13 protein-coding genes and 1 pseudogene are annotated in these 12009 nt (G+C 38.6%); 8 read left to right on the forward strand and 6 right to left on the reverse strand.

Going from position 1 to position 12009, the window contains the following annotated elements; genetic code table 11:
• Positions 1 to 174 (forward strand): 3D domain-containing protein (locus tag AC1DIT_RS25695; protein WP_191663897.1); only part of this gene is annotated, 174 nt, incomplete at its 5' end.
• A gap of 93 nt (positions 175 to 267) precedes the next feature.
• On the opposite strand, the gene AC1DIT_RS25700 is transcribed toward AC1DIT_RS25695, so the two are convergent.
• The gene (locus AC1DIT_RS25700) at positions 268 to 504 is read right to left on the reverse strand and encodes a hypothetical protein (protein WP_170927990.1); all 237 of its coding nucleotides are present in this window, start codon (positions 502 to 504) and stop codon (positions 268 to 270) included.
• Positions 505 to 829: 325 nt separating this feature from the next.
• Here AC1DIT_RS25700 and miaA point away from each other — a divergent pair, with 325 nt between their 5' ends.
• Positions 830 to 1780: a tRNA (adenosine(37)-N6)-dimethylallyltransferase MiaA gene (gene miaA, locus AC1DIT_RS25705; RefSeq protein ID WP_476998501.1), complete on the forward strand. Its 951-nt coding sequence runs from the start codon at positions 830 to 832 to the stop codon at positions 1778 to 1780.
• 25 nt (positions 1781 to 1805) lie between these two features.
• The gene (gene hfq, locus AC1DIT_RS25710; RefSeq protein WP_000813896.1) at positions 1806 to 2030 is read left to right on the forward strand and encodes an RNA chaperone Hfq; all 225 of its coding nucleotides are present in this window, start codon (positions 1806 to 1808) and stop codon (positions 2028 to 2030) included.
• Between the two features lie 70 nt (positions 2031 to 2100).
• Here hfq and AC1DIT_RS25715 read toward each other — a convergent pair whose 3' ends face one another.
• Positions 2101 to 4047, reverse strand: a complete 1947-nt coding sequence (locus AC1DIT_RS25715) for a Gly-Xaa-Xaa repeat protein (protein ID WP_476998502.1) — start codon at positions 4045 to 4047, stop codon at positions 2101 to 2103.
• 115 nt (positions 4048 to 4162) lie between these two features.
• A complete protein-coding gene (locus AC1DIT_RS25720; protein ID WP_016115826.1) occupies positions 4163 to 5125 on the reverse strand; it encodes a tyrosine-type recombinase/integrase in 963 nt (320 codons plus the stop codon).
• Between the two features lie 119 nt (positions 5126 to 5244).
• Here AC1DIT_RS25720 and spoVK point away from each other — a divergent pair, with 119 nt between their 5' ends.
• Complete coding sequence (gene spoVK / locus AC1DIT_RS25725; protein ID WP_016115825.1) at positions 5245 to 6201, forward strand: stage V sporulation protein K; 957 nt, start codon at positions 5245 to 5247, stop codon at positions 6199 to 6201.
• Between the two features lie 47 nt (positions 6202 to 6248).
• Here the strand turns inward: spoVK and AC1DIT_RS25730 are convergent, their stop codons facing one another.
• Positions 6249 to 6383: a hypothetical protein gene (locus tag AC1DIT_RS25730; RefSeq protein ID WP_001051869.1), complete on the reverse strand. Its 135-nt coding sequence runs from the start codon at positions 6381 to 6383 to the stop codon at positions 6249 to 6251.
• Between the two features lie 248 nt (positions 6384 to 6631).
• Positions 6632 to 7255 carry a trimeric intracellular cation channel family protein gene (locus tag AC1DIT_RS25735; protein ID WP_016115823.1) on the reverse strand — a complete coding sequence of 208 codons (624 nt, stop codon included), beginning with the start codon at positions 7253 to 7255 and terminating at the stop codon, positions 6632 to 6634.
• Positions 7256 to 7347: 92 nt separating this feature from the next.
• Here AC1DIT_RS25735 and hflX point away from each other — a divergent pair, with 92 nt between their 5' ends.
• From hflX to glnA, 4 genes and pseudogenes are all read left to right on the forward strand, one after another.
• Entirely contained in the window at positions 7348 to 8553 is a 1206-nt protein-coding gene (gene hflX / locus AC1DIT_RS25740) for a GTPase HflX (RefSeq protein ID WP_476998503.1), read from the forward strand.
• Positions 8552 to 9622, forward strand: a pseudogene (locus AC1DIT_RS25745) (methionine gamma-lyase family protein); the annotation flags it as partial. The gene hflX and the pseudogene AC1DIT_RS25745, both read left to right, overlap by 2 nt.
• Positions 9623 to 9796: 174 nt before the next feature.
• On the forward strand, positions 9797 to 10186 hold the full coding sequence (gene glnR / locus AC1DIT_RS25750) for a transcriptional repressor GlnR (RefSeq protein WP_002014475.1): 390 nt from the start codon (positions 9797 to 9799) through the stop codon (positions 10184 to 10186).
• Positions 10187 to 10234: 48 nt separating this feature from the next.
• Positions 10235 to 11569, forward strand: coding sequence for a type I glutamate--ammonia ligase (glnA, locus tag AC1DIT_RS25755; RefSeq protein WP_016115819.1), 1335 nt, complete (start codon positions 10235 to 10237; stop codon positions 11567 to 11569).
• 131 nt (positions 11570 to 11700) lie between these two features.
• Here glnA and AC1DIT_RS25760 read toward each other — a convergent pair.
• Positions 11701 to 12009, reverse strand: a 309-nt coding sequence (locus AC1DIT_RS25760) for a tyrosine-type recombinase/integrase (protein WP_476998504.1), incomplete at its 5' end; no start/stop codon positions are given.

Consider the following 12009-nt stretch of genomic DNA (forward strand, 5'->3'; position numbering starts at 1 on the left):
GACCCGAAAGTGATTCCACTTGGGTCAAAAGTATGGGTAGAAGGTTACGGAGAAGCAATCGCTGGTGACACTGGCGGCGCAATTAAAGGTAACCGTATCGACGTTCTAGTTGGCTCTGATTCAGCTGCTAACAAATGGGGACGTAAATCTGTTAAAGTGAAAATTTTAAAATAATGCTATTGTTGTTAAAAAAATAAATCCAGCACTTAAATATTGAGTGCTGGTCTTTCAGGCTGTTGGGAATTTCCTAACAGCCCTTTTGTGAGTTTAAAATGGATATACAGTGCGGCCTGTGATGATTTTATATGCACTGCAAAATTGGGTTTGTGCATATTGTTTAGTCGGTTCGTCTAAAGTTTGATTGTCCAATAATGTATGAAAGGAACGTAGTAAACAGCTTAAAGCGAAATATAATTCTTCTTGTGAGCAGTTCTTTTCTTTTAAGGATGTTGCTAAAATGAGTTCCTCCGTTAATGTTGAAAAATTATGCGTAGCTTGTCCGATTTTCATTATATCCTCTCCGATCCTATTTTTTATCATGTATATGTACCATTGGACAAACTATGTCAAATTTATCTCGCCATTTAGGTAGTAAGGTCCTCATCTCAAGATTTAGAGGGAGGCGAGAAACTTTATAAAAGCCTGTTTGGTTAGGGGGATAATCGGTGAGGGAAGAAGGTGATCTTACTTGGTTAAGGGTTCACTGTATCATTCTTATTTTTTGAATTTCATTTACAGTATTGAAAGAACTTGCATTATGACTATTAAAATTGGTAAGATTGGATATAATGATCAGATGGATAAGATTACATAAAGAGAGTTGAAGTATATGGGAGAACTGCAATGTGAAAAAGTTGCTGTCATCATCGGACCGACTGCGGTGGGAAAGACAAAATTAAGCATTGATCTCGCAAAAGCGTTAAATGGTGAAATCATTAGTGGGGACTCGATGCAAATTTATCGTACGATGGATATCGGGACAGCTAAGGTAACAATGGAAGAAATGGAAGGAATTCCGCATTACATGATCGATATTAAAAATCCAGAAGATTCATTTTCTGTAGCGGAATTTCAAGAGCTTGTTCGAGGCCATATTCGAGAAATTACAGAACGCGGGAAACTACCAATTATTGTTGGTGGTACCGGCCTTTATATACAATCAGTTTTATATGACTATCAGTTTACAGATGAAGCTGGAGATCCTGTATATCGAGAGGGACTGGAAAAATTAGCGACAAAACATGGTGTAGAATATGTACATGAAAAGCTGCGAGAGGTAGATCCAGAAAGTGCAAGTCGCATTCATGCGAATAATGTAAGGCGTGTCATTCGTGCGCTAGAAATTTTCCATACAACAGGGCGGAAGATGAGTGATCAACTTGAAAAGCAAGAAAATGAGTTGTTATATGATGTTTCGCTAAYCGGCTTGACTATGGATCGCGAAATGTTATATGATCGCATCAACTTGCGTGTTGATCTTATGGTCAAACAAGGATTGCTGCAAGAAGTGAATGCTTTATACGAAAATGGAGTCAGGGACTGTCAATCTATTCAAGCGATTGGTTACAAAGAATTATATAATTATTTCGAAGGGCATGTTTCGCTAGAAGAAGCGATAATGCAATTAAAAACAAATTCGCGTCGCTATGCAAAGCGTCAACTAACATGGTTCCGTAACAAGATGGATGTTACATGGTTTGATGTGACTGATGGTGAAAAAACAGCAGAAATTTTGCGGTACATAGAAGGAAAGCTACAATTAAAGTCGAATAATAAGTAAGTAGAGAAAAAGAGGAGGATTCGACATGAAGCAATCAATCAATATTCAAGATCAGTTTTTAAATCAACTCCGTAAAGAAAATACGTTTGTGACGCTGTACTTATTAAATGGTTTCCAGCTTCGTGGATTAATTAAAGGTTTTGATAACTTTACAGTTTTATTGGAAACAGAAGGAAAGCAACAGCTTATTTATAAACATGCTATTTCTACATTTGTTCCACAAAAAAACGTTTCAATTGAATTAGAGTAGTAAAGAATTGTACATAGCAAAAAAGAGCGAGTGATTCGCTCTTTTTTTATTTATATATTTTAGAGATTCTTTAATGAATGCGGAAAATAGAGAGTCTAACAGTGGTATCACCTGTCTCGGGAATAGTGATTGTATTAGTGGTAGATTGAATAGTAATCGTAGTTCTGGCTTTTAAAGTTTCAATTGTTGAAAATGTAATTGAACTTCCAATTGTGTTTGCTGAAAAGTTATCTGAAGGTATGTTGCCATTAATGGAAATTCCAAAGCCGAAGGGAGCTGACCCTGAAAATATTGTTGAAGCTGAAAAGTCAATGACATATACACCATCTTCAAGGATTGTGATTGTATCTGTTGCATCGAAATGTATGTTATTTATGTTTGAGATAAGATTGAACTGGATGTTTTGATTAGGTTTTATAGTTTGTGGAAGTGTATTTTTAAGTACGGCTGTAGTTACTGGAAAACTAAACCCTTGAGGTCCTCGCTCCCCTTGAAGCCCTTGTTCGCCTTGAAGTCCATGCTCGCCCTGAGGCCCTTGTTCGCCCTGAGGCCCTTGTTCGCCCTGAAGCCCTTGTTCGCCCTGAGGCCCTTGTTCGCCCTGAGGCCCTTGTTCGCCCTGAGGCCCTTGTTCGCCCTGAGGCCCTAGTTCGCCCTGAGGCCCTTGTTCGCCCTGAGGCCCTTGTTCGCCTTGAGGTCCTTGTTCGCCTTGAATACCTTGTTCGCCTTGAGGTCCTTGTTCGCCCTGAAGCCCTTGTTCGCCTTGAGGTCCTTGTTCGCCTTGAGGCCCTAGTTCGCCTTGAGGCCCTAGTTCGCCTTGAATACCTTGCTCGCCTTGAGGCCCTTGCTCGCCCTGAGGCCCTAGTTCGCCTTGAGGCCCTTGCTCGCCCTGAGGCCCTTGCTCGCCCTGAGGCCCTTGCTCGCCCTGAGGCCCTTGCTCGCCCTGAGGCCCTTGCTCGCCTTGAATACCTTGTTCACCTTGAGGTCCTTGTTCGCCTTGAGGTCCTAGCTCCCCTTGAGGTCCTTGTTCGCCTTGAAGTCCTAGCTCGCCTTGAGGCCCTTGTTCACCTTGAGGTCCTTGTTCGCCTTGAGGTCCTTGTTCGCCTTGAGGTCCTTGTTCGCCTTGAAGTCCTTGTTCGCCTTGAGGCCCCTGTTCGCCCTGAGGTCCCTGTTCGCCCTGAGGTCCCTGTTCGCCCTGAGGTCCCTGTTCGCCTTGAAGTCCTAGCTCGCCTTGAGGCCCTTGTTCACCTTGAGGTCCTTGTTCGCCTTGAATACCTTGTTCGCCTTGAGGCCCTTGCTCGCCTTGAAGTCCTTGTTCGCCCTGAGGTCCTTGTTCGCCTTGARRYCCTTGTTCRCCYTGAGGTCCTTGTTCACCTTGAGGCCCCTGTTCGCCCTGAGGCCCCTGTTCGCCCTGAGGTCCCTGTTCGCCCTGAGGTCCCTGTTCGCCCTGAAGCCCTTGTTCACCTTGAGGCCCCTGTTCGCCCTGAGGTCCCTGTTCGCCCTGAAGCCCTTGTTCACCTTGAGATCCTTGTTCGCCTTGAGGTCCAGTCATTTCAATTGACGCAATTTGTAGTAAAGTAACTTGTRAATTTTCTATTTGCACGATGATTTTTTTGAACACAAGATGATTGATTCTAAATAATTTAGTGATATACAGTGAAAAGTTGAGTAGGTTTTGTAATTCAATATATGTTGCATTTGCTACAAAAGGTTGATTATCCAAAATAGTAATTAAATTTTCGACAATTGCAATGCCAGCTTCTCGCTGTGTAAGCGTTAAGTTTAAACGTTCCAGGAACCCTTTTATTATTTCTAATAAGTTTATAAGTTCTTTTATGTTAGATTCTGTTGGATTGGAAAATACAGCTGGAATAATATTAGTTAGGTCACTTAAAGTATCGGAAAAAAGATTCGCGTATAATTTAGGAATAGGGGTATAATGAACTGTCGGAATACGACGAGGTTGTGTTGGAAAATACGGTTTTGAAATCTTTTTTTGGTTATCATTAAAATGAGACATTAAAATGCTCCTTTCTAATTGAGATGGTGAAAAACCTATCATAGTAGATGCAAGTTAAAGATAAAAAGGAATAGGGAAACGGGCAGTTTATGTGAAAAATAGTAAAAACGCCCATTTATAAGGCGTTTTCTTTTTGTTTTGCATATTGATAATACCTTTTTAAAGAAATTTTTGATTTGAAACCAACGCGTTTCATGATTTCTTGCTCTGGAGTGTTTTGTTCGATTAACCGTAAAATAAAGGTGTTTCGAAAGTGTTGACCGGAAATCCCTTTACGTAAATTTGCACGGGCTACTTCAAGGCGAATCATTTTTTGGACCGCTATTTCTGTTAGTGCTTTTGGAGCATCATTTTCGTACACCCATCGATATGTGTTACGGTTGAAATCGAATGCCACAAATAGCGGGTCATCACTATGGTATTTGGGACGAACTGGTTCAGGGATTTTTTTGTAATAGTTATATAGTTGTTTTTTGTCGTCGTGAGTTAAATTAATGGTTCTTTCAATACCTGCTACTGCTGGAATGGAAATTGTATTCGTTTCAAAATGAACGTGATGCATATTTAATGATACAAGTTCTTGTAGGGATAAGCCGTAGTCAATGAGTAAATTTACAATAGAAATATTACGATCCATTAGTAATGGACGGACAGGGCGTTGTTTCTCTGATAATCCTTCTAATGAAGTCAAGGTATGTTTTAAGCGTTTTTCGTCCTCTTTTGAAATGAAATCTTCATCACGTAACGCACGATTAGGTTGGATGACGAGTTCCATGTCCTTTAATGGGTTTGGGAGGTTTAAAAACTGATATAGTCTATTTAAGACAATAAATACACGGTGCATTGTTTTTTCAGAGTAATGCCGTTTCTTTTTTAAGTCGGAAAAATAATCTTCATAGTCTTTTGTACAAAGTGTAGCCCATATATTACTAGAGGAAAGTTTTTTATTTTTTTCTAACCAATGCCCAAAATCTTCAATATCATAGACGTAACGTTTAATGGTTGAAGGTTTTCGTCCTTTATTTAATAAAAAGGAAGAAAAAGCTTGTACTGTATCATGAATTTCCTTTGTTTCCATATTCCCACCACCCTGTTTTTTTCTTATATTATAACAAATTTTTCTGAAAACAGTTATTTGTATGGGGAGTGGAAAAATTAATAATATTTTTTGGTGAGTCGATAAAAAGAGGTGATTGTATGGAACAATCGATGCGAAAGAAAAATAATAATCAAATTAATATCGTGTTAAATCACCGGAAAAAAATTTCAGTACCTGCTCCAGAAAAGAAATCCGTAATTTCAAGTGAAACGTCTACGAAGCATGAGATGCTGCAGCGGATTGAAGAAGAAATGGGTAAACTTGTTGGAATGGAAGATATAAAAAAAATCATAAAAGAAATTTATGCATGGATTTATGTAAATAAGAAAAGGCAAGAAATTGGCTTAAAGTCAGAAAAGCAAGTGCTTCATATGTTATTTAAAGGAAATCCGGGAACGGGGAAAACAACTGTTGCAAGAATGATTGGAAAATTATTATTTGAGATGAACATTTTATCAAAAGGGCATTTGGTCGAAGCGGAACGCGCGGATCTTGTGGGAGAATATATTGGGCATACAGCACAAAAAACAAGAGATTTAATTAAAAAAGCCATGGGTGGAATATTGTTCATTGATGAAGCATATTCGCTAGCGCGTGGTGGAGAGAAAGATTTTGGAAAAGAAGCGATTGATACGCTTGTCAAACATATGGAAGATAAGCAACATGGATTTGTTTTGATTTTAGCGGGATATTCAAGAGAGATGAATCATTTTCTTTCTTTAAATCCAGGTTTGCAATCGCGTTTTCCATTTATTATTGAATTTGCGGATTATACAGTGAATCAGTTGCTTGAAATTGGTAAGAGAATGTATGATGAACGAGAATATCAATTATCAAAAGAGGCGGAATGGAAATTCCGTGATCATTTACATGCGGTGAAATATTCATCACAAATTACATCATTTAGTAATGGACGCTATGTCCGGAATATTGTTGAGAAATCCATTCGTACACAGGCGATGCGCTTATTGCAAGCGGATGCATACGATAAGTATGATTTAATTGGGATATCAAGTAGTGATTTAACGCTTGAAGAAGAGACGCACAGTTCATGAACTGTGCGTTTACTTTATTATGGAAGAGAAACGTAATGCATCGTATTCTATTTTGTATTTTTTGTTTTTGCTCGTTGTTCTAATTTGCTTTTTGGACTTGTATCAGCTACATCTGATGCAAGTCCTTGTGGATTAACGCTACTACTTTGTCCGCGATTGCGGTTGTTGTTTCCTTTTGCCATTCTTTATCACCTCTATTCTTCTTTAGCTTTTTGTTGATATGCCCTATGATATCGCTCCATCTTTTTGCTTTTTTCATAGGCGGATTTTGGGTCGAAGCTAATTTGGTTGACTGAGCTTTTTTGAGCACCTTTGTTTACGTGGTTTGTCATTATGTTCACCTCGCTTTAAAGTTTAGTATGGACACTCTGAACAGAAAAAAACGTTGGAAAAGAAAAACCTCTTTACGTCATGTAAAGAGGTGAAGTTACTATTTATGCAAAGAACGCTCTTTATTCTCTAAGCGTCTGTGCGGTAAATGCCATTTGAAATGAATGGAAATCATGCGGAAGCAAACAATAAAAATAAATAAGGTGTATAGAGCCCAGTCACTGACGATAATCTTGGCGCCAATTAAAAATCCTGCTAAAATCGTCCAAAATGCATATACTTCTGCGCGAAGGACGAGAGGTTTGCGGCGTGCTAATAAATCACGAATGATACCACCGCCAATCCCTGTTAAAACAGCTGCAACAATTGTAGCGCTAATAGGTAAATTTAGTTTTTGTGCATAAAGTGCTCCTTGTACAGCGAATGCTGATAAGCCAATAGCATCTGTAATGTTCTCCCATCTTTTCCAATGTTTAATTAATTTATTTGGAAATAGAAAGATAATCGTCATTGATAAAAGTGCAATTTGAAATAACATGTCTTGTTGCCAAAAAGCGCCGATTGGATAACCGATTAATAAATTACGAAGGGCACCTCCTCCAAAGGCAGTTGCCATCCCTAAAATATATACCCCGAAAATATCGTAATCTTCTTCCATTGCGACAATAGCTCCGCTGAGTGCGAAGGCAATTGTACCGATGATGCTAAAAATCTCCCATGCCATGAATTTTCTCCCTCGCTAACTAGATGAAATGTGCTTCCTCTGCTATTATATTAGAAGGTTTAAATTTCGAAAAGGATGAGTGAACATATTTGATGGAAGAAAAAGAAAAAGTCATATTAGTTGGCTGTCAATTGCCGCAAGATGATGATGAACGGTTTATGCATTCCATGAAAGAACTCGCATCGCTAGCAAATACGGCACGTGCAGAAGTTTTGGTATCTACAACGCAAAAACGTCCGAAATTTCATCCCGCTACTTATATAGGTAAGGGAAAATTAGAAGAACTTGCAGCGCTGACAGAAGAACTAGAACCGGCTGTTATTATATTTAATAATGAATTAACACCAAGCCAAATCCGTAATTTATCAGCTATGTTAGATGCGAGAGTAATCGATCGAACGCAACTGATATTGGATATCTTTGCTCAGCGTGCGAAATCAAGAGAAGGTAAGCTTCAAGTGGAATTAGCTCAGCTACAATACACAATGCCGCGTCTTATGGGACAAGGGCTAGCGCTATCACGTCTTGGAGGCGGGATTGGTACGAGGGGTCCTGGTGAAACGAAACTAGAAACAGATCGTCGTCACATTCGCTCTCGTATTGATGAAATTAAGAAGCAGCTAGCGATTGTTGTGGAGCACCGGAAAAGATATCGTGAGCGCCGAAAGGATAATCAAGTATTTCAAGTTTCGTTAATTGGGTATACAAATGCTGGAAAATCGACGTTGTTTAACAGATTAACAGAAGCAGATACATTTGAAGAAAATTTGCTGTTTGCGACGTTAGATCCAACAACAAGAAAAATGCAATTGCCGTGTGGGTATACGGTGCTATTAACTGATACGGTAGGGTTTATTCAAGATTTACCAACGTCATTGGTTGCTGCGTTTCGCTCTACACTGGAAGAAGCGGGGGGAGCGGATGTGATTTTGCATGTCGTTGATTCTGCAGATCCAAATTATGTAGGTCATGAACAGACAGTGAAAAAATTACTACAAGACCTTGAAATTGACCACATTCCAATTATTACGGTTTACAATAAGAAGGATAGATTACATCAGAATTTTATTCCATTTCCAAAAAATGATTTTCTTATGACAAGTGCTTTTGAAGAAACAGATTTATTAATCTTGAAAGAATCGGTAGAAACGAAGATGATGGAAGAGATGGAATCGTATAAGGTCATGATTCCTCCGAGTGAAGGTAGATTACTAACGCTTTTAAAAACAGAAACGGTATTAACTGGGATGGAATTTAAAGAAGATGGATTCTTGTATGAGTGTACAGGTTATATATGACACATTAGAAAAGGTGTATGCTGATGTATTTGGAGCAGAAGCAGGGCTTGTTCGTCCGCAAATTATTTCAGGTACACATGCGATTTCGACAGCTTTATTTGGTATTTTGCGCCCTGGTGACGAACTATTATATATAACAGGGAAACCATATGACACGTTAGAAGAAATTGTTGGTGTGCGCGGCAAAGGTGTTGGTTCTTTTAAAGAGTATAACATTGGATATAATGCTGTACCGTTAACGGTAGAAGGGCGTGTTGACTTTAAAGCTGCAGAAGCAGCTATTCATGGAAATACGAAAATGATTGGTATTCAGCGTTCGAAAGGGTATGCGACGCGTCCGTCATTTACAATCGCGGAAATTAAAGAGATGATTTCTTTTGTAAAAGAGATTAAATCAGATGTTGTTGTATTTGTAGATAACTGCTACGGAGAATTTGTTGAAGAGTTAGAACCGTGTCATGTCGGGGCAGATTTAATGGCAGGGTCTCTAATTAAAAACCCAGGTGGTGGAATTGTAAAAACAGGTGGCTACATTGTTGGGCAAGAACAATATGTAGAAGCTTGTGCATATCGTTTAACATCTCCAGGTATTGGAGCAGAAGCAGGGGCATCTTTATATAGCTTACAAGAAATGTATCAAGGTTTCTTCTTAGCTCCTCATGTTGCTGGTCAAGCGTTAAAAGGGGCGGTCTTTACAGCGGCATTTTTAGAAAAGTTAGGAATGAATACATCACCAACTTGGAATGCTGCAAGAACAGATTTAATTCAGTCTGTTCAATTTGATGACAAAGAGCGTATGATTGCATTTTGCCAAGCGATCCAATACGCATCTCCAATTAATTCTCACTTTACACCGTATCCAAGCTATATGCCAGGTTATGAAGATGATGTCATTATGGCTGCAGGTACGTTTATTCAAGGTGCAAGTATTGAGCTATCAGCAGATGGTCCAATTCGTCCTCCATATGTTGCCTATGTGCAAGGTGGATTAACTTATTCTCACGTGAAGATTGCGATTTGTTCTGCGATCGATGCGTTAATTGAAAAAAATCTATTAACAATTTCGTAAGGGAAAGCTGCCGATTTCGGTAGCTTTTTTGTATAGAAGAAGGTATTTATGCCATTTTAAAAAAGAGTGAAAAAACTTATAAAAAAATCATGTCAGAAAAGCTAACATCTGTTGACATCAAACATAACATGATATAAAATGAGAAACAGTTAAAGCGAAGGAGGAACTGAAACAATGAAAGAAGATAGACGTTCTGCCCCGCTGTTTCCTATTGGTATTGTAATGGATTTAACACAATTATCTGCTCGTCAAATTCGCTACTATGAAGAGCACAATTTAATTTTCCCAACCCGTACAAAGGGAAATCGTAGATTGTTTTCATTTAATGATGTAGATAAGTTGTTAGAAATTAAAGATTTGTTAGATCAAGGCTTAAATATGGCTGGTATTAAACAAGTGTTACAAATGAAAGAAAATCAAACAGAAGCAGTGAAAGTAAAAGAGGAAACGAAAGAAATTTCAAAATCCGAGCTTCGTAAAATTCTTCGAGATGAATTGCAACATACAGGTAGATTCAATCGAACTTCATTACGGCAAGGTGATATTTCAAGGTTTTTTCACTAAAGATTACTGATTCTGAAGGTGTTTAGAGGGACTAAGGAGGAATATATAATGGCAAAGTACACAAAAGAAGATATTTTTCGTTTAGCGAAAGAAGAGAATGTAAAATATATCCGTCTACAATTTACGGATCTTTTAGGGATTATTAAAAACGTAGAGATTCCGGTTAGTCAGTTAACAAAAGCTCTAGATAACAAAATGATGTTTGATGGATCTTCAATTGAAGGATTTGTTCGTATTGAAGAGTCTGACATGTACTTATATCCAGACTTAGATACTTGGGTAGTATTCCCTTGGACTGCTGAAAAAGGTAAAGTAGCTCGTTTAATCTGCGATATCTACAATGCTGATGGCACTCCATTTGAAGGTGACCCACGTAACAATTTAAAACGTATGTTAAAAGAAATGGAAGCACTAGGATTTACAGAATTCAACCTTGGACCGGAACCGGAGTTCTTCTTATTCAAAGTTGATGAAAAAGGAAATCCAACATTAGAACTAAACGATAACGGTGGATACTTCGACCTTGCGCCGATGGATCTAGGGGAAAACTGTCGTCGTGATATCGTTCTTGAACTTGAAGAAATGGGTTTTGAAATTGAAGCATCTCACCATGAAGTTGCACCAGGACAGCACGAAATTGATTTTAAATATGCGAATGCACTTCGTTCATGTGATGACATTCAAACATTCAAACTTGTTGTAAAAACAATCGCTCGTAAACACGGTTTACACGCAACATTTATGCCGAAACCATTATTCGGAGTGAACGGTTCTGGTATGCACTGTAACTTATCTCTATTCAAAAATGGAGAAAACGTATTCTACGATCAAAATGGTGAATTACAATTAAGTGATGATGCGCGTCACTTTATCGCAGGTATTTTAAAACATGCCCCAGCATTTACAGCGGTAGCTAACCCAACTGTAAACTCTTACAAACGTTTAGTACCTGGATATGAAGCGCCTTGTTACGTAGCATGGTCTGCACAAAACCGTAGTCCATTAGTGCGTATTCCAGCATCTCGTGGTATAAGTACACGTGTAGAAGTTCGTAGTGTTGACCCAGCTGCAAACCCATATTTAGTAATGGCAACATTATTAGCAGCAGGTCTTGACGGAATTAAAAATAAATTAACTCCGCCAGCTGCAGTGGATCGTAACATCTATGTAATGACTAAAGAAGAACGTGAAGAAGCAGGTATCGTTGACTTACCAGCAACATTAGCACAAGCGTTAGTTACACTACAATCTAACGAAGTTGTATGTGGTGCATTAGGTGAACATTTACTTGAGCACTTCATCGAAGCGAAAGAAATTGAGTGGGATATGTTTCGCACGCAAGTACACCAATGGGAACGCGATCAATATATGTCTCTTTACTAAGAGTCTCAAACCCTTGACACATAACGTGTTGAGGGTTTTTTGTATGCGTGGATAAAGGGAGAAGTATCAATTGTTTTTAGCTTATGACCATATTTTGACCATATTTATTTCATGACCATACCATGACCTTTTTAAAGTAGGTTGCGTTTCGCAAACGCTTCGTATTTATTAAGACTCTTTTTGTTCATCTCTTTTGAAATGTGGGCATATATGTCAGAAGTAATTTGAATTGAATCATGCCCTAATCTTTCTTGCACTTCTTTCATTGAATATCCGGCGTCTAACAAAAGAACGGCATGTGTATGACGTAAACCATGAATCGTGATATTTGTTACATTAGCTTTTTTTAAAATGCGAGTCATCGCTCTTTGTAAAGTAGACTTTGGATAAGGAAGTCCATTTTCACGTGCGAATACTAATGAAAGATCATGGTATAACCC

Source organism: Bacillus sp. 05T22 (assembly GCF_056396765.1).

Excerpts from the sequence above, each read along its gene's own strand:
- hfq (WP_000813896.1), top strand. The coding sequence starts at position 1,806 with ATGAAGCAATCAATCAATATTCAAGATCAGTTTTTAAATCAACTCCGT.
- AC1DIT_RS25720 (WP_016115826.1), bottom strand. The coding sequence starts at position 5,125 with ATGGAAACAAAGGAAATTCATGATACAGTACAAGCTTTTTCTTCCTTT.
- spoVK (WP_016115825.1), top strand. The coding sequence starts at position 5,245 with ATGGAACAATCGATGCGAAAGAAAAATAATAATCAAATTAATATCGTG.
- AC1DIT_RS25730 (WP_001051869.1), bottom strand. The coding sequence starts at position 6,383 with ATGGCAAAAGGAAACAACAACCGCAATCGCGGACAAAGTAGTAGCGTT.
- AC1DIT_RS25735 (WP_016115823.1), bottom strand. The coding sequence starts at position 7,255 with ATGGCATGGGAGATTTTTAGCATCATCGGTACAATTGCCTTCGCACTC.
- hflX (WP_476998503.1), top strand. The coding sequence starts at position 7,348 with ATGGAAGAAAAAGAAAAAGTCATATTAGTTGGCTGTCAATTGCCGCAA.
- glnR (WP_002014475.1), top strand. The coding sequence starts at position 9,797 with ATGAAAGAAGATAGACGTTCTGCCCCGCTGTTTCCTATTGGTATTGTA.
- glnA (WP_016115819.1), top strand. The coding sequence starts at position 10,235 with ATGGCAAAGTACACAAAAGAAGATATTTTTCGTTTAGCGAAAGAAGAG.